The sequence below is a fragment of the Pedobacter cryoconitis genome (assembly GCF_003259615.1).
In the GTDB taxonomy this organism is placed as follows: Bacteria; Bacteroidota; Bacteroidia; order Sphingobacteriales; family Sphingobacteriaceae; genus Pedobacter; species Pedobacter cryoconitis.
Map to the genome: position 1 here is coordinate 17,875 of NZ_QLLR01000034.1, position 20,543 is coordinate 38,417.

Here is a 20,543-nt window from a genome sequence, read left to right on the forward strand (position 1 = left end):
TTTTTAATTGTTTTATTTACTGTATATCCAAAATTAAGGGTAATATGTTGGCGGACGTTACATGTAACCAAAATATAACGAACTATTTCTGCTTAACGTATGTATTAAACAAAAGCAGAAAATCCTGTAATGGCACGGCCAACGATTAGCGAATTAATTTCTTTAGTTCCTTCGTAAGAATAGATGGCTTCGGCATCAGCCACAAAACGAGCCACATCATATTCAAGCAGAATTCCATTACCCCCCATCACTTCTCTTGCCCTGCTCACCACATCGCGGGTGCGCAAAGAACAAAATACTTTAGCCAGTGAGGCATGCTCATCGGTTAACAGTCCCTGATCTTGTAATTGAGATAAACGGAAACATAAAGTTTGCATCGCTGTCAGATTAGACAACATTTCTACGAGGTGATTCTGGATGAGCTGAAAAGAAGCAATAGGTTTACCAAACTGTTTACGGGTCCTGGTATAGGCCAATGCACTTTCATAAGCACCACGGGCACAACCTACAGCTTGCCAGGCTACTCCTGCCCTTGTCATCCTTAATACTTTAGCGGTATCTTTAAAGGAATTGGCATTTTGTAAACGGTCTTCTTCATCTACTTCACAATTGGTCAGCGTAATCAAACCGTTCTGGACAATCCTTAAGGCCATCTTATCCTGCATTTTCTCTACCGCAAAACCTTTATTCCCTTTTCTGACCAGAAATCCTTTGACCTGGTTGTCATCTACATCCCTTGCCCAGATAATCGTTACGTCCGAAAAAGTAGAATTACCTATCCATTTTTTCTGACCGTTCAGAATCCATTTACTCCCTTGCCTTTTAGCTGTAGTGGTCAGACCTCCCGCAGCTGCAGAGCCGACTTCGGGTTCCGTTAAGCCAAAAGCACCAATGATCTTCATCTTCTGCATATCAGGCAGCCATTCCTGCTTTTGAGCTTCTGAGCCTAAAAGATAGATAGAACCCATCGCCAGGCCACTTTGAACGCCAAAAAAGGTAGACATGGAAGTATCTATCCTGGCCATTTCCATTGCTAACATCCCTTCCATGACATTTGATTTACCGGGGCAGCCATACCCCTGGTAAGTCAGCCCGCAAATATTCAGTTCTGCAATTTTAGGGATCAGCTCAAACGGAAACTCTGCCTTCAGCCAGTATTCATTGACCAGCGGTTTAACTTCTTTCTCTAAAAATGCACGGACTTTTAATTGTAATGCGCGATCTTCTTCGTTTAATGCGGTATCTCCCAAATGATAGAAATCTCCGTTAATAGGTGGAAGCTCTTTCTTTTTATGCGGAGTCCCCAGCATTTTCATTAAGCCGGAAAGCTGGGTTTCATCCAGGCCGGCTACTGAATCCACTATCTTTTTAAGATCTACTTTTTTTGATAACGCATCCAGTTTTTCGAGATCCACACTCTGAAATAGTGTGTACGCATTTTTTATTTTAGAGAATATACCGGCCATAGTTAAAGCTGTGTTAGGTTGAGTTTAAAAATTGCTTAAATTCAGGAGGCTAAACAATTTACCATGCTGAATTTAAACAACTTATTAACAGAACAACAGCTAACAGCCGATTTTGTTCCCTAACGCAGTTCGAAAAGGTTATCTACGCCCAGAAGTTTGTGTGAAGTAAAGCCTTCAGCATAAGTCGCACCGATAGGTTTTCCCATTTCTCTGGCTCTTGCAATTACACTTTCAAAAAATTCAGGAGAGGAAATGTAAGTTGCAGGGCCGTCAAGCTCTGGATTTTTATTAAGCTCAGGACTATGGAACTGAGTTTTAAAAGCTTTGATCGAATTGATCTTCGTTTCTATATAGGGTGTAATATCTATAATCACATCAGGCTTGATATAGGTATCCTGGATGTACTGAAGAAATAAACGTGGTCGCCATGCTTGTTGAGCCACGCCGTTGTCTATGGTTTCCACTTTAGGCAAACCAGACAGGAAACAAGAATCGCTTGCTAAAGAGGCGGCTCTTCCATGGTCAGGATGGCGGTCACGTATCGCATTACCTAAAACAATCTCAGGCTGATATTTACGGATCATCCGGATCACTTCCAGTTGATGTGCTTCATCATTTTTGAAAAACCCGTCTTTGAACCTTAAGTTTTCCCGGGCATGCAAACCTAATATTTTTGCGGAATCTGCAGCTTCCTGATCACGGGTTTCCGCTGTTCCGCGGGTTCCTAATTCTCCCCTGGTAAAATCAACTATCCCTACTTTTTTGCCTTGGGCAATATGTTTTAAAATTGTTCCTGAACAGCCTAGTTCTGCATCATCAGGGTGTACAGCTAATACTAATATATCTAACTTCATTGTTTTGTTTTATGATTGATGAGCGTTTGCTCACCGCTTTAAAGCAGGCGTTGAATTTTCTTTCTGACCTTGGAAGATAACGGTTTGGTAAACGGGAAAAAGTAATCCACTACTTCACCGTTTTTATTGATCAGGTATTTATGAAAATTCCACCTTGGTGTAGATTTAATATGACCATTGAGGTCTTTATTACTCAGAAATTTATAGATTGGGTTTGCTTGTGAGCCTCTGACCATGATTTTTTCAAATACAGGGAATTTCACGCCGTAGTTGACTTCACAAAATTCATAGATTGCGGTTCCAACTAAGGGTTCCTGCCCGCCGAAGTCATTGGAAGGGAAACCCAGAACTTCAAATTCTTCGTGATTTAATGAGTCTCTGAGTTCCTGAAGTTCTTTTAATTGAGGCGCGAATCCACAGGCCGAAGCAATATTTACGATCAGAAGTACTTTACCTTTATAGTCTGCTAATTTTTTATCTTTTCCATCGATTAGTTTTGCATTAAACTGGTAAATACTTTGAGGGTTTTCTTCCATGTTTATTGATGATAAAACCCTGAAGACTGAATAATAGACTCTATATCTCTTTCTTCTTCAGCGTTATAAGTGCTTTTTAAATTATGGCCTACTACTCTTGCAACAGACTGGTAAATAAAGGCTTTTACACCTCCTTGTGTTTCTTTAACAATTTCGTAAGTGGTACGCCCTACTTCTCTGTCAATTAACTTGGTGAGAATCTGTCCCTGTGTAATAGTCAGTTCTTTGATCTCTGTATTAAACATTTTTTTGATTTCTGCATCGCAGGCTTTTACGAGCTTTTTATGCTCTTTGCGATCCGTGGTTACGGCAAGGTCACGCTCCAGTTGCTCATATCTTCTTTTTGCAAAAAGGGCATAAGGCATAACTTTTAGTACATTGTAACGGAGCCTGTTATAGGCGGCACGGTCTGCCGGAGTTTTAAAAATTCTGGCACCGTATATAACTACCTCATTCAGAGGTATCCACGGTATCATTTCACCGTCTTCGTTCGTAGAAGCTACTCTGATGGTATCATTTTTGCCTTTGACAGGAAACTTCACGGGCACAGAACTTTCCTGCGCCTTTAGTTCACCTACGGCAATAATGACAAATAACAGAATAAATAAACTGCAAAATTTCATAAATTTATACTCCCACGAAGTTAAAGCAAATTTAATACATTAGGTTTATAACTAAATCTAATATATTCTTAAACGATAAACAAGCTATAATTATTACGAAAATAATACAAATGAAGAATACCTTAGTGATTGATTTAGAAGCGGAAAAGCAAGAAATCCTGAAGAGATACCGTGCCCTCTTGCGTGCCTGTAAGCCAACATTACAAAAAGGAGATAAAAAAGAAATCAGAAAAGCATTCGATATGGCCCTTGAAAGTCATAAAGATATGCGCAGAAAATCTGGTGAACCTTATATTTATCACCCAATTGCTGTGGCCCAAATCGCTGCTGAGGAAATCGGGCTCGGAACTACATCCATCGTCTGTGCGCTATTGCATGACGTGGTTGAAGATACAGAGATTACACTCGAAGATATTGAGAGAGAGTTTGGAAAGAAAACTGCCAAGATCATTGATGGCCTGACTAAAATAGCAGGTGTTTTTGATTATAACAGCTCTTTACAAGCCGAAAACTTCAGGAAAATGCTGCTGACCCTGGCGGATGATGTAAGGGTAATTTTAATAAAACTGGCAGATCGCCTGCATAATATGCGGACGATGGACTTCATGCCAAGGCACAAGCAGCTCAAAATTGCCTCTGAGACAATTTACCTGTATGCTCCTTTAGCACACAGGCTGGGCCTGTATGCCATAAAATCTGAGCTGGAAGATCTTTCCATGAAATATCTCGAGCCGGATACTTATAAATTTATTGCAACCAAACTGAATGAGAAAAAGGCAGAACGCACGCTGTTTGTGAAACATTTCGTTGATCCGATCAATGAAATATTAGCGGAACAGGGTTTTGTGGCGAGTATTTATGGCCGGCCAAAGTCTATCCATTCGATCTGGAATAAAATGAAAAAGAAGAACATTCCTTTTGAGGAAGTGTATGATCTTTTTGCCATCCGGATTATTCTGGACAGCTCCCCTGAACATGAGAAAGCTGATTGCTGGAAGGCTTATTCTATCGTGACCGATTTATACCGCCCCAATCCGGACCGTTTACGCGACTGGGTATCTTCTCCAAAAGGAAACGGGTATGAATCTTTACATACTACAGTGATGGGGCCAAAAGGCCAGTGGGTTGAGGTACAGATCCGTACGCAGCGCATGAATGAAATTGCTGAGAAAGGTTTTGCAGCACACTGGAAATATAAAGAGTCGAGCAATGACAACGGGCTTGATCAGTGGATTTTGAAAGTGAGAGAAATGCTGAACAATCCGGAGGCTAATGCACTGGATTTCCTGGACGATTTCAAGATGAACCTATTTTCGGATGAGATCTTCATCTTTACCCCAAAGGGAGCATTGATCCAATTACCACTGGGTGCAACTGCGCTGGATTTTGCTTTTGAGATCCATACCGATGTAGGTGCCAAATGTATTGGTGCGAAGGTAAACCATAAACTCGTACCGCTTTCTTATAAACTGCAAAATGGTGACCAGGTAGAGATCATAACTTCTGGTAAACAGGTTCCTAAGGAAGACTGGCTGAACATTGTAGTGACCGCAAAAGCGAAATCAAAAATCAAGTCTTCCCTTAAAGAAGAGAAAAGAAAGATTGCTGAGGGCGGTAAAGAAACACTGGAACGCAAACTGAAATCTTTAAAGATTACCTACAATACCGATAACCTGAATAAGCTGAGTTATTTTTTCAAGCTGACTTCTACGCAGGAACTTTTTATTGCTGTGGCTACCGGAAAGATCGAATTGAAGGATCTGAAGGAATATGTGGCGAGCGAAAAGGAAATTGAAAACAGGGGTATTGAGCGCAATGACGGACAGCAGATTGAAGCTTTACTGAGTAAGGTAAAAGGCCCTGAGTCTGATATTTTACTGATTGGTGAAGATCTGCAGAAAATCGATTATACGCTTGCTGCTTGTTGTAATCCTATTCCTGGTGATGATGTGTTTGGTTTTGTTACCGTTAGTGAGGGAATTAAAATACACCGGACCAATTGTCCGAATGCTGCACAGCTGATGGCCAATTATGGTTACCGTGTTGTGAAGGCAAAATGGAACAAACAACAGGAACTGACCTTTTTGACCGGGCTGCATATTATCGGAATTGATGATGTAGGGCTGATTAACAATATTACCAAAGTAATTTCTGGTGATTTTAAGGTGAATATGCGTTCTATTACCGTGGACACGGATAATGGTATTTTTGATGGTTCGATTATGATCTTTGTGAATGATAAAGAGCATCTGGATAACCTGATTAAAAATCTTTTGGAAGTCAAAGGGGTAACGGGTGTAACACGTTTCGACGCTTAAAATTGATTATACTATAAAAACTGTTTTAAGTTTATCTGTTTAAATTGCTTATGAGTCAAAATGAAGCAATAAACAGATAAATTTTAAACAGTTTCATCGCGTTCTATATAAAAAATGATACCTTTGAGAGGAGTTTTAAAACTATGTCTACAAACCATAACAGCGAGTTGGTTAGAAAAATATTCGAAGCTTATCTCGAAAATAAAAGTCTGAGAAAAACGCCTGAGCGTTTTGCCATCTTAGAAGAAATCTATTCCAGGGATGATCATTTCGATGTAGAGACGCTCTACATCCATATGAAAAATCAGAAATACAGAGTGAGCAGGGCTACCGTGTACAATACACTGGAGTTGCTTGTTTCCTGTGATCTGGTGACTAAACATCAGTTTGGGAAAAACATGGCCCAGTTCGAAAAATCGTACGGCTACCATCAGCATGATCATGTAATTTGTATTGATTGTGGTAAAGTTGTTGAATTCTGTGATCCAAGGATCCACCAGATTCAGAGCATGGTAGGTGACCTGCTGAAATTCGAAATCAAACATCACTCTTTAAACTTATATGGCAGCTGCTTTGACTGTTCAGCTAAAGCATCCATTAAACAAAAAGAGGATATTAAACACGCAAGTTAAACAACACAATTATAATCTTTTCTTAAATTAAAATAATGACGCAAGTAGACGTGCTTCTTGGCCTGCAATGGGGCGATGAGGGCAAAGGAAAAATTGTTGACGTATTATGTCCGCAATATGATTTGATAGCTCGTTTTCAAGGCGGACCGAATGCCGGCCACACCTTAGAGTTTGATGGCAAAAAGTTTGTTTTAAATACTATTCCATCTGGTATTTTCAACAAAGACACCATGAATTTGATTGGTAATGGTGTGGTGGTCGATCCCATCATTTTAAAAAGAGAATTAGATAACCTGAAAACTGCTGGTCATGATCCTGTTGCCAATGGCAAACTGGTGATCGCACGTAAAGCACATCTGATTCTTCCTACTCACCAGCTTTTAGACGCTGCAAATGAGCAGAAAATGGGTAAAGATAAAATCGGTTCTACCCTTAAAGGTATTGGCCCGACTTATATGGATAAAACCGGACGTAATGGTTTACGTGTTGGGGATACTACTTTACCTGATTTCAAAGAGCGTTACAATAAACTGGTTACTAAACACAAGGAATTACTTTCTCATTATAACTTTGAGTATGACCTGACAGAAAAAGAAGCTGCTTTCTTCGAGGCTATTGAGTTTATCAAAACTATTCCTCATGTAGACAGCGAGCACTTTGTAAACGGTTACCTTAAGGAAGGCAAAAAAGTTCTTGCTGAAGGTGCACAGGGAACATTACTGGATATTGATTTCGGTTCTTATCCTTTCGTAACTTCTTCCAATACAACAACTGCCGGTGCTTGTACTGGTTTAGGTATTGCGCCAAACAAAATCGGAAGTGTGATCGGAATTTTCAAAGCTTACTGCACACGTGTAGGAAGCGGCCCGTTCCCTACTGAACTGGAAGATGAAGTAGGTGAAAACCTGCGTCAGGTAGGACACGAATTCGGTGCAACTACTGGAAGACCACGCCGTTGCGGATGGATCGACCTTCCTGCTTTAAAATATGCAATCATGTTGAATGGTGTGACTGAAATGGTCATGACTAAAGCTGATGTATTGAGTGGATTTGATACTATTTATGCTTGTACGCATTATGAGCACAATGGCGAAAAGATTGATTACATGCCGTATGACATCATCACGATCAAACCAAACCCGGTTCTGAAAGAAATTGAAGGATGGAAAACTGACATTACTAAAATCACTGAAGTTGATCAGATTCCTGCTCAGCTTGCTTCTTATATCGCTTTCTTAGAAAAAGAATTAGAAGTACCGGTAAGATACCTTTCTGTAGGTCCGGACAGAGTACAAACATTGATTCTTCCTTAAGAAATCAATTCATATATAAAAGGCGGCCTGGTGCCGCCTTTTTTTATTTAGGCATGATTTAATACCAATTTTTAATCCCATGAACTCCCAGGAACTAATTTCATTTAAACAGAAAGCTTTACAATGGGCAAATCAATTTGAGGTCTGCTGTTGTTTTGATTCAAATGAATACACTGATCCTTATTCCAAATATGACTTTCTGCTTGCCGCAGGTACTGAGCACCAGCTGAACGTCCCAACAGGAAACGCTTTTAAGGCGCTGAAAACATTTGCTCAGGCTCATCCGGGCTGGTTGTTCGGTTTATTAAGCTATGACCTTAAAAACGAGATAGAAGAGCTGAATTCCGGCAAAGAAAACAAACTTGATTTTCCGGATCTTTTCTTTTTTGCACCAAAATATCTGATTGCGGTTAGCAATGGCCGTATTGAAGTACTGGCAGGGCCATCCGATTTACTGGAAACCATTCATGGAATTAAGCAACATGCCGTAACTTCTGCTCCTGTTTTGCAACTGGAACCCAAAATGGACAGGGTGACTTATCTGGCTAAGGTTAATGAATTGAGAGATCACATTGCAAGGGGTGATATTTATGAGGTTAATTTCTGCCAGGAGTTCTTTGCGGAAAATGCCGCTATTGACCCTTATGAGGTCTACCTCAATTTAAATAAACTATCCCCTACCCCATTTTCAGGCTTCTTTAAAGTGGATCACAAGTATATCCTTTCGGCAAGTCCTGAGCGGTTTTTATGCAAACGCGGAAACGTGTTAACTTCCCAGCCGATCAAAGGGACTGCCAAACGCAGCCCCGATGTTCAGGAAGACGAGCAGATTAAGATTGCTTTAAAAAACAACATTAAAGAACAAGCTGAAAATGTAATGATCGTAGATCTGGTCAGAAATGATCTAACTAAAAGTGCAGTATCGGGAACAGTTAAAGTAAAAGAGCTTTTTGGAATTTACAGTTTCCCACAGCTGCATCAGATGATTTCGACCATAAGCTGCCAGCTTAAACCAGAACTGCATCCGGTAGAGGCTATAGAAAATGCTTTTCCGATGGGTTCTATGACAGGCGCTCCGAAAGTAAGGGCAATGGAATTGATAGAGGATACAGAGTGCAGCAGAAGAGGGATTTACTCTGGTGCTTTTGGATATTTTGATCCTGAAGGGGATTTTGATTTCAATGTGGTGATCCGCAGCATCCTGTACAATGAGCAAAAGAAATATTTATCTTTTCAAGTGGGCGGAGCAATAACTTTCGCTTCTTCTGCAGAGGCTGAATATGAAGAATGTATGCTGAAAGCTTCAGCAATGATTAAAACGTTAAAAGGATCGCATTAGCGATCCTTTTATAGAACTTGACAAGAAGATTGCCCTTCTGATTACCTGATTGGCTTTCCCGTAGGAGAGTTAAAATATCTTTGTGCTTCAGGCAAATCTCTTTGAATCTGTGCAATCCTTGTGCCATCGGCAGGGTGTGTACTTAAAAATTCAGGTGGTTTCTGTGAACTCTGACTTACAGCAGCCATTCTCTGCCAGAAACTAACTGCGCTTGATGGATTATAACCGGCCATAGACATAAAAATAAGGCCTAAGTGATCGGCTTCTAATTCCTGAGTTCTTGAATTAGGCAGCAAGTAAAACCCTTGTGCACTCACACCATAGATTTTGCTGATTGCAGCTTGTGTAACCTCAGACTGACTACCAGCCGCAGCACCTACTAAACCTCCTAAGCCTTGTGCTAATGCCGCTTTTGAAGCGCGTTCAGAAGAGTGTTGTGCAATTGCATGTGCAATCTCATGGCCCATTACTGTGGCCAGACCTGCATCGTCTTTGGTTACAGGCAAAATACCCGAGTAAACAGCAACTTTACCACCAGGCATACACCATGCGTTTACTTCTTTACTATCAATCAGGTTAAATTCCCAGCGAAAACCCTGGATCTGCGCAGCATAACCATTGGCATTCATATATTTCGTTACTGCTGCCGCGATCTTCTGTCCGATCTGTTTGACCCGCTGGGCATCAGCATTATTTAATATTTTTGTTTTTGGATCTTTTAAAAGTGTAGTATAACTCTGTGCAGCGGCAGTCTGCATTTCACTTTCATTGACAAAACTTATTCTGTTTCTCCCTGACAAGGGAACTGTAGAGCATGCGTAAGTCATAGATACTACAGCAGCAATACCCAGTAACGTTAATTTCTTCATTGGTTTTTAGTTAGTATTTGTTTTCTTTTTAAACAGATACACTTTAGATTCTTTGCCTTTAAGTAAGCGTTCCAGGTTTTTCTGGTGCGTAACCAATATCAGGATGCAAACACACATCCCATACAGAACTTCAGACTTAATTGTGGAATGCAGCACAAAAACAATTCCTAACGGAAAGGTAAATCCTGCACATATAGAGCTTAGAGATACATATTTTGTAACCAGCAGCACGACCACAAAAACAAGAACACAAAGCATAGCAGCCGGGAAGTTAACTGCTAAAATCATTCCAAAAAGCGTAGCGACCCCCTTACCACCCCTGAAACCGGCAAAGATTGGGAACAAATGTCCCATCACAGCAGTTACACCCAGTGCAAGTTCATAATTAACAAATTGCGAAGAGTTGTGTGGCCCGGTTACCGATAGCCCTATAAAATAGGCAAGCTTGGTTGCAGTGTACCCTTTCGCAATATCAATGGTCATGACGGCCATACCTGCTTTTTTACCCAGTACACGGAAAGTATTAGTCGCCCCAGCATTACCGCTGCCGTATTCTCTTACGTCAATACCATAAAATGCCTGCCCGATCCAAACTGCCGTAGGTATAGACCCGCAGAGATAGGCTAAAATAACCGCAGAAATAGAGTAGATAGATATCATACCTTAATAGGCTTTTAAACTCATGTCTAAACTTTTAACTGAGTGGGTCAATGCGCCCATGGAGATAAAATCAACCCCACACGCTGCATATTCAGTTATATTCTCTTCGGTAATCCCACCAGATGCTTCTGTAGTAAATTGATGATCAATCAATTTCACAGCCTGTTTAAGGTCAGCAAAGCTGAAATTATCCAGCATAATCCTATTTACCTTACCTGTATTTAATACCTGGCTCAACTCTTCCAGATTTCTTACTTCAATCTCTATTTCAAGTTTTTTACCGTTAGCTGCAAGATACTGATTTGCGGCCGTAATTGCATTTGAAATTCCACCAGCATAATCCACGTGATTATCTTTGATCAGAATCATATCATACAGACCTATCCGGTGATTTACTCCGCCACCTATTCTAACTGCCCATTTCTCAAGATACCTCATACCAGGGGTAGTTTTTCTGGTGTCCAGAATTTTAGTCTGATAAGGGGAAAGTAATTGCACTACATGGTTAGTCTTAGTTGCAATTCCGCTCATTCGCTGCATGCAGTTCAAAACCAGTCTTTCGGCCAGTAAAATAGAATGAGAGCTGCCAGATACCGTGAAGGCAATATCCCCGTATTTTACTTCGGCCCCATCGTTTAAAAAAACTTCCGTCTGAAGTGTGGAGTCTACTTGCTTGAAAATTTCAAGCGCAAGTTCTATGCCTGCAAGTATACCATCTTCTTTAACCAATAGCTTGGCTTTCCCGGTTGTTCCGGCAGGGATGGTAGACATAGAAGTATGATCGCCATCACCAAGGTCCTCAGTGATCGCATTTTTTATAAATAGGTCTATTAATTTCTTATCCAAAACATGTATTTTAGATCAAAAATAGCATTTTTACCTAAATTTGCATTACTATTTATCGGGTTCAATCCGTAATTCGGTGATAAAAAAGGTGTTAGCTGTTTTTTTCAGCGTAATTGCCACTCTGAATTTCCCGCTTTTTGTGCTCAGGGACAGGATGCCAAACCGATAATTAGGATTGGTATTAATCAGATGCACCACCGTTGAATTCACAGGTGTATTTTTAGTGAAAAAATCCCTGAGTATCTGTTCAGCCTGTGCTTTGGTGTATACATCCTCCTCCTCATTTATAGTCAATTCTACAGATGGAGAGAAATTTTTACTGATCTCTTTTGAATTCGCAGATTTGAATAAGGTCGATATAGCATCAACAATATCTCCTTGAATTAATCCAGGATGGAATAACTGGGTCAAAAAAATCACTGCCGAAAGTATGGGTCTAATCATATTCTAAAGATAACAATTATTCCGCACACAAATTATGCCATTAAAGATTAGTAATTAGCCAATAAGCTATACAAGAGTTTCAAACATCGCAGTAACTTAGTTATTGACCTTTAACCAAATACATATTCAGATGTTAAAAAAATCAGCGATCTTAATTTTCTTTACCCTCACGCTGTTGACGACCACAAAAGCACAAACCAGCAATGCAGCGCGCGGCCAATGGTTTAAAGAGGCCAAATTCGGAATGATGGTGCATTGGGGCCTTTATAGCATTCTTGAAGGAAGCTATAACGGACATACCTTACCAGATACGACTTTAAAACATGCAAACGGATGGTATGCAGAGTGGGCACAGCAAAGACTGGAAGTCCCTGCCAAAGAATACCAGGCATTGGTTAAACAATTTAACCCGGTTAATTTTGATGCGGACAAATGGATATTTGAAGCTAAAAATGCAGGTATGAAATACTTTGTCATCACCGCTAAACATCATGATGGGTTTGCGCTTTGGGATTCGAAGGTTTCGACTTATGATATTGGTAGCACGCCCTATAAAAAAGACATCCTGGGAGAACTGGCCAAAGCCTGTAAAAAGTATGGGCTAAAATTCGGATTTTACTATTCACATTGCGAAGATTGGGAACATCCCGGAGGTGCAACCCCCGAATGGCTGCCACGAAAAACAGACGCACAATTCGAGAAATACTGGAACGAGAAATGTTTACCACAGGTTGCTGAACTTATTCACAACTACAATCCGGACATGTTCTGGTTTGACACCTGGGGTGATGAACAGGAAAAGATATTTATTTCGGATAAAAGACGGGATCAGCTCATTGCCTTAATCAGAAAAGAAAGTCCAAAATGCTTAATTAATGGCCGTATTTCTTACCTCAACCCTGGAGACGATATTGATTTCCTGGAAATGATGGACAATACTTACCCGGAAAAATTACAGACCAGGCCCTGGCAAACTGCCGCGACAATGGTTAATTCCTGGGGATGGCATGCCAAAGATTACAACTGGAAACCTGCGAATGAAATGCTTGGTTATTTAGTGAGTAATGTAGCTAAAGGAGGTAATTACCTGTTAAATGTTGGCCCTAAACCCAATGGAGAAATCCCACTGGCAGCTATTCAGCGCCTGCGTGAAATGGGTGGCTGGCTCACTGCAAACGGAGAAGCAGTTTATGGGGCTTCCCACGTGGATGCTCCGGTTATTCAGGATGTTTACCTGACTCAGAAAACAGGAACTCATGGAGAAAATTATATTTATGCCAGTATTGCAAAACCACTAAGCCAGCTTGTTTTACCCTTCCCTGCATCAGCAATCAAAGACTGTAAATTACTGGAATCGGATATGCCTGTTCAGTTCAGTGCAGCAGCAAATAACCAGGTTTCCCTGCAATTGCCTAAAATACTAGCTGAGCCATGCACAGGAATACAGGTGATAAAAATAACCATGAAGAACTAAATTTCAGGAACGAAGATCAGACGAGTGTATAAATTACAATTAGATGCCGCATCAAAATCAATAAGAGTTATATTTGTTTGACATTATTTATCAGCGAAATATCAATTCAATTTAAATGAATAATAAAAAAGTGATGCTCCTCATTCTTGATGGATGGGGTTACGGAAAACAAGACAACTCAGACGCGGCATATGCAGCAAATACACCTTTCTTTGATTCTTTACTGAAAAACTACCCGAATTCTAAACTGGAAGCATCCGGTGAGGCCGTAGGCTTACCTGCCGGACAAATGGGAAATTCTGAAGTCGGACACATGAATCTTGGTGCAGGAAGAGTAGTTTACCAGGAACTGGGAAGAATTAACAAAGCAATCAGCGATGGCTCTATTAAAACTAATCAGACTTTAGTTGATGCTTTTGATTACGCTAAGAAAAACAACAAAGCTGTTCATTTTATCGGATTAGTGTCTGATGGTGGTGTGCATGCACATATCAATCATTTAAAAGGATTATGTGATGCTGCAAATGATCAGGGGCTGAAAGATGTCTTTATTCATGGCTTTTTAGATGGCAGGGATACAGACCCGAATTCAGGTTTAGGTTTTATTAAAGAACTGGATGCACATTTAAAAACATCTACGGGTAAAATAGCCAGCCTGATTGGCCGTTACTATGCGATGGACAGAGATTCTCGCTGGGAACGTGTTAAACAGGCTTATGATGTAATGACTAAAGGGATTGGTTTGCATACTCAGGAGCCTTTAAAAGCGATTGAACAGTCTTATGCTGAAGGCATTACTGACGAATTTGTGAAACCAATCGTTGTTACCGGAGCAGATCAGCAGCCATTGGCCGTTATTGCCCCTGACGATGTAGTAATCTGTTTCAATTACAGAACAGACCGTGGCAGAGAAATTACTGCTGCCCTGACTCAGAACGACTACCCTGAATTCGAAATGCACAAATTGCCATTGTACTACGTAACAATGACTACTTATGATGAGAATTTTGAAGGTGTAAAAGTTATTTTCACCAAAGATGACCTGACAGAAACTTTAGGAGAAATCTTAGAGAAAAATCATAAAAACCAGATCCGTATTGCGGAAACAGAAAAATATCCTCACGTTACCTTCTTCTTCTCTGGTGGCAGAGAGCTTGCCTTCGAAAACGAAAAGAGACTCATGGTGCCTTCTCCAAAGGTAGCCACTTATGATCTTCAACCAGAAATGAGTGCACAGGGAATTACAGATGCCATTACAAAGGAGCTGGAAACAGGCTGGGCAGATTTTATTTGCCTGAATTTTGCAAACCCGGATATGGTAGGTCATACCGGTGTATTTGAAGCCGTTATTAAAGCTGTGGAAACTGCAGACCGCTGTGCACAGGAAGTAGTTACCAAAGGTCTTGAAAATGGTTACTCTTTCATTATCCTGGCAGATCATGGTAATTCAGAATATATGGTGAACAGAGACGGTTCTGTAAATACTGCGCATACCACTAACCTTGTTCCTTGTATCCTGGTAGGTACTGAATATACTTCCATTGCAGATGGTAAACTAGGTGATATTGCACCTACAATCCTGAAATTAATGGGAATTGAGAAACCTGCGATCATGACAGGAAATTATTTGATATAAATGAAGAAACTGTCATTCCTTTCTTTAAGCATTTTAGTTTTTGCGGCCTGTACTCCTGCAGCGCCCAAAAACCACAATGCGTCTTTGGCTTATTTCGATCTGAAGGATTATATAGCGAAAGAGGCCAAACGTTTAACGGCATTAAACCCTGAGATCGACAAGACAGTTATTGTGAATCAGGCTGCAGAGCGTAAAAAACTGAAGATTGCGGATTGGCCAAAAGAGTTATCCTCTTTTTCTGATGCAGACATTAATAAATCTGCCTGGCAGGGATTGTTTACAGCAGCGAAGGCAAAGGATTCAGAGACGTACCTTTCTGACAATGAGAAAGTGCCTGTAAAGTCACTTACTGTGAGTTACAGGAACGGCAAGATCCATGGCATAAAGCTGCTGATCAGCAATACTAATTCACTGTACACCTCAAATGATACGCTTTCTTATTTTCCTGATAGCTTGTATGAGGTGAAGAAAACCCAGAACATCAAGTTGCTTAAAGGTAAAAGTTATGCAATTACAGGAAGGTTCAAATAGAAACTGCTGAACTTCAAAATAAGTTATCCATAAAAAAAGCCAGAGTATGATGCTCTGGCTTTTTTTATGGATAACTTATTTGTTTTATTTCAAACTTGCCACCTGTGCTTTCACATAGTCTATCAAAGAAATAATATCCTTACGTAATGGCTGCACAGTTAAGACTTTCTGGAAATCTGCAACTGAATTGTTAAACAATACGATACAGGCATCTTTATCTACGCGTTTCTTAATTTTATAAGATTTATAAATTGCATAATCCTTATAAGCTAAACCTCTGTTTTGCAACAATTGGGTATCTTCTTCTCCGTTGATCTCGATTGCTTTACTGAAATCTTTAATTGCTGATTGATAAAATGTCTCCCGCATCTGGTTCAAAGATTCCTTTGGATCGTTGGCCACATTCTGTCTTGCTTTACCTCTATAGTAATAAGCTGAATAGTCAGAAGGTTTTACCGTGATCAGCCTGCTATAGGTTTCAATAGAACTCTCAAAATTACCACATTGAAAATAAGAATATCCGAGCATCTTTAATACGCTTGGATTATTTGGGGTTTTGGCATCAGCTTTTTCTAATTGAGCAACGGCTCCTTTATAATCGCCTTTCATCATTGCCTGCATTCCTAATTTATCGTAACTTCCGCTTTGAGCGAAAGCGGCATTGGCAGAAACAACCAAAAATAGTATAAGCGCTTTTTTAATGTAGTTCATCAAATTTTATTTAATAAAGAATAAAGATATAAAATGATAGGTATTAAGTACCCATAATTTACGTATCATTTATTGATATTTAAAGGGTAAACGTTCAAAAATGGAAAATATGATACACCAGTCAAATAATTTTGCATATTCTGACTTTTTAACAGATAAAAAGCGATATTCAATCTTTGGCACAGGAGTTGAAATTATACCCACCAATATATAATTATAATTTTTATAAGCGGCAGACTGTCACATTGTCGTTTTTTTATTCTAGAAAGGCCTATTAATGAGTATAAAAGATCAGTTTGATTTTGGCAATGCACTACCCATCATAAATGAAGATACGGAATTTTTCCCTTTGATGTCCCAACAGGATGAAGATGAGATGAATAACGAAGAAACCCCTGAGATACTTGCCATACTTCCATTGAGAAATACGGTATTATTTCCTGGAGTTGTCATCCCAATTACCGTTGGAAGAGACAAGTCTATAAAACTGATAAAAGAAGCCTATAAAGGTGACAAAATTATTGGTGTGGTTTCCCAGCTTGATGTATCCATTGAAGATCCAACCTTTGAGCAGTTAAATAAAGTCGGTACTGTAGCACATATTATTAAAATGCTGCAAATGCCTGACGGGAATACAACTGTCATCATCCAGGGAAAACAACGCTTCCGATTAATTGAAGAGGTACAGTCCGAGCCCTATATTAAAGTTACTATCAGTAAATTTAATGAGGCAAAGCATAAAAAAGATAAAGAATTTAAAGCACTGGTAGCTTCTATCAGGGAAATGTCTTCACAGATCATTCAGCTGTCTCCAAATATTCCGAGTGAAGCCGCAATGGCGCTGAAGAATATTGAAAGCACTTCGTTCCTGATCAATTTCATATCTTCTAATATGAATGCAGATGTCAAAGACAAGCAGAAAATGCTTGAAATGGACAATCTCCGGGCAAGGGCTTTAATGGTGATGGAATTATTGACACTCGAACTGCAGATGCTGGAATTGAAAAACCAGATCCAATCTAAAGTACGTGTTGATTTAGATAAACAACAAAGAGACTACTTCTTAAACCAGCAGCTGAAAACAATTCAGGAAGAATTGGGAGGAAACTCTTCAGATCTGGAATATGAAGCCCTTGAAGTCCGTGCGAAGAAGAAAAAATGGTCAGTACAGGTCAAAGATCATTTTGGTAAAGAACTGGAAAAGCTGGGAAGAATGAATCCTGCTGCCCCGGATTATTCTGTACAGATCAACTATCTTGAATTATTGCTTGATTTACCATGGAATGATTTCACTAAAGATAATTTCGATCTTAAACGTGCACAAAGAGTATTAGATAAAGATCACTTCGGACTGGAGAAAGTAAAACAGCGTATTATCGAATATTTAGCTGTTCTAAAGCTGAAACGTGATATGAAAGCACCAATTATCTGTTTGGTAGGCCCTCCGGGAGTTGGTAAAACTTCACTGGGTAAATCAATCGCGAAAGCGCTGAACCGTAAATATGTCCGTATGGCATTAGGTGGTATCAGGGATGAAGCTGAAATCCGCGGACACAGAAAAACTTATATTGGTGCGATGCCAGGCCGTATTATTCAGTCTATCAAAAAAGCAGGTGCTGCTAATCCGGTATTTGTATTGGATGAAATTGACAAAGTAGGTTCTGACTTCAGAGGAGATCCATCTTCTGCCCTGCTTGAAGTATTAGATCCTGAACAAAACAGTGCTTTCAATGATCACTATGTTGAAACTGATTACGATTTGTCCAATGTATTGTTTATCGCTACAGCTAATTCACTAAGTAATATTCAGCCTGCCTTACTGGACCGTATGGAAATCATTGAGGTGAATGGCTATACGATTGAAGAAAAAATAGAGATTGCTAAAAAATATCTTTTACCAAAACAAAAAGAACAGCACGGCATTAAAACAAAAGATATTGTTTTAAAACCAAGTCTGATTGAAAAGGTAATCGAAGACTATACCCGTGAATCAGGTGTTCGTGGATTAGAGAAAAAGATTGGTTCACTGGTTCGTGGCGTAGCAACTAAAATTGCGATGGAAGAAACTTATGATCCGGCCTTAAGCCTGGAAGATGTGGAACGCATTTTAGGTGCGCCTATCTACGACAAAGACTTATACGAAGGGAATGAAGTTGCTGGTGTAGTTACCGGACTGGCCTGGACACAAGTTGGTGGGGACATTCTGTTTATAGAAGCAAGCCTTAGCCCTGGAAAAGGAAAATTAACTTTGACTGGTAACTTAGGTGATGTCATGAAAGAATCGGCTGTTATTGCACTTGCTTACCTCAGGGCACACGCTTCTGTGTTTGGCATAGACAACCAGTTGTTTGATCTTTGGGATATTCATGTACACGTTCCGGCGGGTGCGACCCCTAAAGATGGTCCTTCGGCAGGTATTACCATGCTGACTGCTTTGACTTCTGCATTTACACAACGTAAAGTGAAATCTAATTTAGCGATGACCGGTGAAATTACCCTTCGTGGTAAAGTATTACCAGTTGGTGGAATTAAAGAAAAGATTCTTGCAGCGAAAAGAGCAAATATCAAAGACATTATCTTATGTAAGTCTAACCGCAAAGATATTCTGGAAATTAAAGAAAGTTACATCAAGGATCTTAATTTCCATTACGTAACAGAAATGAAGGAAGTCATTGAACTGGCACTGATGAAAGATCAGGTTAAAGATCCTCAGGACCTGACCATCAAAGTCAAACCAGTAGTTGCAAACTAATTGCGCAGATAAATTTTAACTCTTATATTTAAAGCTCCGGAATAACCGGGGCTTTATTTTTTTATAATCCACATGAAGTACACCGGATATTCAATCCTATTCATTTTATTGTTCTGCTCTTCCTTTGCTTATTCACAATCTTTTAAAAATGAGGTTGGTTTCAAAAGTGATAACGATTCTTACCTGGGGCAAGGCTCCGACCGTTATTATACGAACGGATTGTTTCTATACTTCCGTCACGCCACAGACCAGTCAAAGTTAAAAGCCGGACTGGAAAAGAAAACCTATGAAATCAGTGTTGGACAAATGATGTTTAATCCTTATTCCGGATATGCACCCGATCCCGCTACACAAGATCGTCCTTTTGCAGGATACTTATATGTTGGCGGAACCATGAACTGGTTTTATAGCGACGAAAGCATCATCACTGCAAGCGCACAGATCGGAACAACCGGGAAGAATTCTCTGGGTGAAGCCGGTCAGAAATTATTACATAAAACATTCGGCTTCTATGACGTTGGCGGATGGGATTACCAGATTAAAAACGAGCTGGCTATTAACCTTTCTGCACAGTATACGAAACTACTGACACGTACCGCAGGAAATGCAGTTGAATTATCTTTTGAGGGTTATGCAAACCTGGGAACAACTTTTAGTGGTGCAGGTGCAGGATTACTATTCAGAACAGGTAACCTGAACCAGCTCTTTAATTCTGCTTATACACATGCAGCTATCGGCAACAATGCCAAAACAAAATCACTGGTTAAAAGAGAAATGTTTTTCTATGCTAAACCCCAGTTAAATGTGGTGGCTTATGATGCGACTATCGAAGGAAGTATGTTTAACAACAACAGCCCGGTAACTTTTGGTCAGAAACCTGTTGTATTTGCACAGCAATTGGGAATAGATTACAGTGTGGATCGTTTCACTGCAGATTTTGGTGTGATCTTTAAAACGAAGGAAGTTAAAAGTGTGGCCAGAGCACATCAGTGGGGATCAGTTACGGTGTCTTACAGGTTCAGGTAGTACAAGTATTATTTAACCTTCACCGAACGTATTATAAACTAATTGAGCCAGGCATCCATACCTGGCTTTTTTCTGTTCTCTTTTTTCACAGCAATTGATTTCTTGTCACTTTTCCTTCTCAGGATTACACTTTTCGGCGTGTGTGTCGGTTTCCTTTTCTTATCTACATGAAGACCGGTTTTCAACAGCGTCATCAATTTGATAATGCTTTGCTCTTTATTCACCAGCTGGCTTCTGTCTTCCTGAGACACTACATGCAGATTACCTTCCGTGTCAATCCGGTTAGCAAGGCGTTCTGCAAGCAATAGCTTCTCTGCGGCAGTGAAAAATTCCGCAGACTCCACATGAAGAATTACCTCTACCTTACTGGAAACCTTGTTAACATTCTGCCCGCCCTTGCCTCCACTCCTGGAAGTTTTAAAGGTGAGCGATTTAACGAGTTCTTTTTTATCTTTATACATAAGCGCAAAAATAATTCTTTTTCTGTAATAGTATTTTAAAAAACCCTCAAAA

General features: G+C 39.9%; 19 protein-coding genes. 9 read left to right on the plus strand and 10 right to left on the minus strand.

The annotated features are described in order from the left end of the window. Positions 1-104: 104 nt before the first annotated feature. The 4 genes from LY11_RS22790 to LY11_RS22805 all read right to left on the minus strand — a co-directional run bounded on the left by LY11_RS22790 (position 105) and on the right by LY11_RS22805 (position 3,479). Positions 105-1,466, minus strand: coding sequence for an acyl-CoA dehydrogenase family protein (locus LY11_RS22790; protein ID WP_111635927.1), 1,362 nt, complete (start codon positions 1,464-1,466; stop codon positions 105-107). 119 nt (positions 1,467-1,585) lie between these two features. Continuing rightward, positions 1,586-2,320, minus strand: coding sequence for a bacillithiol biosynthesis deacetylase BshB1 (bshB1, locus tag LY11_RS22795; protein WP_111635928.1), 735 nt, complete (start codon positions 2,318-2,320; stop codon positions 1,586-1,588). Positions 2,321-2,358: 38 nt separating this feature from the next. Next, on the minus strand, positions 2,359-2,856 hold the full coding sequence (locus tag LY11_RS22800; protein WP_111635929.1) for a glutathione peroxidase: 498 nt from the start codon (positions 2,854-2,856) through the stop codon (positions 2,359-2,361). A 2-nt stretch (positions 2,857-2,858) separates the two neighbouring features. Then, positions 2,859-3,479 (minus strand): DUF4294 domain-containing protein, encoded by a 621-nt coding sequence (locus LY11_RS22805; protein WP_111635930.1) that lies wholly within the window; start codon positions 3,477-3,479, stop codon positions 2,859-2,861. Between the two features lie 110 nt (positions 3,480-3,589). Here LY11_RS22805 and LY11_RS22810 point away from each other — a divergent pair, with 110 nt between their 5' ends. From LY11_RS22810 to LY11_RS22825, 4 genes are all read left to right on the plus strand, one after another. Next, positions 3,590-5,797, plus strand: coding sequence for a RelA/SpoT family protein (locus tag LY11_RS22810; protein ID WP_111635931.1), 2,208 nt, complete (start codon positions 3,590-3,592; stop codon positions 5,795-5,797). 143 nt (positions 5,798-5,940) lie between these two features. Continuing rightward, positions 5,941-6,429, plus strand: a complete 489-nt coding sequence (locus tag LY11_RS22815) for a Fur family transcriptional regulator (protein ID WP_068402925.1) — start codon at positions 5,941-5,943, stop codon at positions 6,427-6,429. A gap of 35 nt (positions 6,430-6,464) precedes the next feature. Next, positions 6,465-7,742, plus strand: coding sequence for an adenylosuccinate synthase (locus tag LY11_RS22820; protein WP_111635932.1), 1,278 nt, complete (start codon positions 6,465-6,467; stop codon positions 7,740-7,742). A gap of 79 nt (positions 7,743-7,821) precedes the next feature. Next, a complete protein-coding gene (locus LY11_RS22825) occupies positions 7,822-9,081 on the plus strand; it encodes an anthranilate synthase component I family protein (RefSeq protein WP_111635933.1) in 1,260 nt (419 codons plus the stop codon). 41 nt (positions 9,082-9,122) lie between these two features. On the opposite strand, the gene LY11_RS22830 is transcribed toward LY11_RS22825, so the two are convergent. Genes LY11_RS22830 through LY11_RS22845 form a run of 4 tightly spaced genes read right to left on the minus strand, consistent with a single transcriptional unit; the run spans position 9,123 to position 11,900 of the window. Beyond that, positions 9,123-9,950 carry a M48 family metallopeptidase gene (locus LY11_RS22830; protein ID WP_111635934.1) on the minus strand — a complete coding sequence of 276 codons (828 nt, stop codon included), beginning with the start codon at positions 9,948-9,950 and terminating at the stop codon, positions 9,123-9,125. Positions 9,951-9,956: 6 nt separating this feature from the next. Continuing rightward, positions 9,957-10,610 carry a glycerol-3-phosphate 1-O-acyltransferase PlsY gene (plsY, locus tag LY11_RS22835; protein ID WP_111635935.1) on the minus strand — a complete coding sequence of 218 codons (654 nt, stop codon included), beginning with the start codon at positions 10,608-10,610 and terminating at the stop codon, positions 9,957-9,959. Positions 10,611-10,613: 3 nt separating this feature from the next. Next, entirely contained in the window at positions 10,614-11,456 is an 843-nt protein-coding gene (gene nadC, locus LY11_RS22840; RefSeq protein WP_111635936.1) for a carboxylating nicotinate-nucleotide diphosphorylase, read from the minus strand. Positions 11,457-11,504: 48 nt separating this feature from the next. Further along, complete coding sequence (locus tag LY11_RS22845) at positions 11,505-11,900, minus strand: DUF4783 domain-containing protein (RefSeq protein ID WP_111635937.1); 396 nt, start codon at positions 11,898-11,900, stop codon at positions 11,505-11,507. A gap of 130 nt (positions 11,901-12,030) precedes the next feature. Between LY11_RS22845 and LY11_RS22850 the strand changes: the two genes are divergently transcribed. From LY11_RS22850 to LY11_RS22860, 3 genes are all read left to right on the plus strand, one after another. Beyond that, positions 12,031-13,374, plus strand: a complete 1,344-nt coding sequence (locus LY11_RS22850; RefSeq protein ID WP_111635938.1) for an alpha-L-fucosidase — start codon at positions 12,031-12,033, stop codon at positions 13,372-13,374. Positions 13,375-13,489: 115 nt separating this feature from the next. Beyond that, positions 13,490-15,010, plus strand: a complete 1,521-nt coding sequence (gene gpmI / locus LY11_RS22855) for a 2,3-bisphosphoglycerate-independent phosphoglycerate mutase (RefSeq protein WP_111635939.1) — start codon at positions 13,490-13,492, stop codon at positions 15,008-15,010. Continuing rightward, on the plus strand, positions 15,011-15,541 hold the full coding sequence (locus tag LY11_RS22860; protein ID WP_111635940.1) for a hypothetical protein: 531 nt from the start codon (positions 15,011-15,013) through the stop codon (positions 15,539-15,541). Between the two features lie 84 nt (positions 15,542-15,625). Here the strand turns inward: LY11_RS22860 and LY11_RS22865 are convergent, their stop codons facing one another. Beyond that, positions 15,626-16,252, minus strand: a complete 627-nt coding sequence (locus tag LY11_RS22865) for a tetratricopeptide repeat protein (protein WP_111635941.1) — start codon at positions 16,250-16,252, stop codon at positions 15,626-15,628. Between the two features lie 277 nt (positions 16,253-16,529). Here LY11_RS22865 and lon point away from each other — a divergent pair, with 277 nt between their 5' ends. Together lon and LY11_RS22875 are read left to right on the plus strand one after the other, a co-directional pair. Next, positions 16,530-19,004: an endopeptidase La gene (gene lon / locus LY11_RS22870; protein ID WP_111635942.1), complete on the plus strand. Its 2,475-nt coding sequence runs from the start codon at positions 16,530-16,532 to the stop codon at positions 19,002-19,004. Positions 19,005-19,076: 72 nt separating this feature from the next. Beyond that, positions 19,077-20,030 (plus strand): lipid A deacylase LpxR family protein, encoded by a 954-nt coding sequence (locus tag LY11_RS22875; protein ID WP_111635943.1) that lies wholly within the window; start codon positions 19,077-19,079, stop codon positions 20,028-20,030. Positions 20,031-20,068: 38 nt separating this feature from the next. Here the strand turns inward: LY11_RS22875 and LY11_RS22880 are convergent, their stop codons facing one another. After that, on the minus strand, positions 20,069-20,491 hold the full coding sequence (locus LY11_RS22880) for a peptide chain release factor-like protein (RefSeq protein ID WP_111635958.1): 423 nt from the start codon (positions 20,489-20,491) through the stop codon (positions 20,069-20,071). Positions 20,492-20,543: the final 52 nt, after the last annotated feature.

What these genes read in the sequence shown, in the direction of transcription:
- LY11_RS22790 (WP_111635927.1), bottom strand. Translation starts at nt 1,466, where the DNA reads ATGGCCGGTATATTCTCTAAAATAAAAAATGCGTACACACTATTTCAG.
- bshB1 (WP_111635928.1), bottom strand. Translation starts at nt 2,320, where the DNA reads ATGAAGTTAGATATATTAGTATTAGCTGTACACCCTGATGATGCAGAA.
- LY11_RS22800 (WP_111635929.1), bottom strand. Translation starts at nt 2,856, where the DNA reads ATGGAAGAAAACCCTCAAAGTATTTACCAGTTTAATGCAAAACTAATC.
- LY11_RS22805 (WP_111635930.1), bottom strand. Translation starts at nt 3,479, where the DNA reads ATGAAATTTTGCAGTTTATTTATTCTGTTATTTGTCATTATTGCCGTA.
- LY11_RS22810 (WP_111635931.1), top strand. Translation starts at nt 3,590, where the DNA reads ATGAAGAATACCTTAGTGATTGATTTAGAAGCGGAAAAGCAAGAAATC.
- LY11_RS22815 (WP_068402925.1), top strand. Translation starts at nt 5,941, where the DNA reads ATGTCTACAAACCATAACAGCGAGTTGGTTAGAAAAATATTCGAAGCT.
- LY11_RS22820 (WP_111635932.1), top strand. Translation starts at nt 6,465, where the DNA reads ATGACGCAAGTAGACGTGCTTCTTGGCCTGCAATGGGGCGATGAGGGC.
- LY11_RS22825 (WP_111635933.1), top strand. Translation starts at nt 7,822, where the DNA reads ATGAACTCCCAGGAACTAATTTCATTTAAACAGAAAGCTTTACAATGG.
- LY11_RS22830 (WP_111635934.1), bottom strand. Translation starts at nt 9,950, where the DNA reads ATGAAGAAATTAACGTTACTGGGTATTGCTGCTGTAGTATCTATGACT.
- plsY (WP_111635935.1), bottom strand. Translation starts at nt 10,610, where the DNA reads ATGATATCTATCTACTCTATTTCTGCGGTTATTTTAGCCTATCTCTGC.
- LY11_RS22845 (WP_111635937.1), bottom strand. Translation starts at nt 11,900, where the DNA reads ATGATTAGACCCATACTTTCGGCAGTGATTTTTTTGACCCAGTTATTC.
- LY11_RS22850 (WP_111635938.1), top strand. Translation starts at nt 12,031, where the DNA reads ATGTTAAAAAAATCAGCGATCTTAATTTTCTTTACCCTCACGCTGTTG.
- gpmI (WP_111635939.1), top strand. Translation starts at nt 13,490, where the DNA reads ATGAATAATAAAAAAGTGATGCTCCTCATTCTTGATGGATGGGGTTAC.
- LY11_RS22860 (WP_111635940.1), top strand. Translation starts at nt 15,011, where the DNA reads ATGAAGAAACTGTCATTCCTTTCTTTAAGCATTTTAGTTTTTGCGGCC.
- LY11_RS22865 (WP_111635941.1), bottom strand. Translation starts at nt 16,252, where the DNA reads ATGAACTACATTAAAAAAGCGCTTATACTATTTTTGGTTGTTTCTGCC.
- lon (WP_111635942.1), top strand. Translation starts at nt 16,530, where the DNA reads ATGAGTATAAAAGATCAGTTTGATTTTGGCAATGCACTACCCATCATA.
- LY11_RS22875 (WP_111635943.1), top strand. Translation starts at nt 19,077, where the DNA reads ATGAAGTACACCGGATATTCAATCCTATTCATTTTATTGTTCTGCTCT.
- LY11_RS22880 (WP_111635958.1), bottom strand. Translation starts at nt 20,491, where the DNA reads ATGTATAAAGATAAAAAAGAACTCGTTAAATCGCTCACCTTTAAAACT.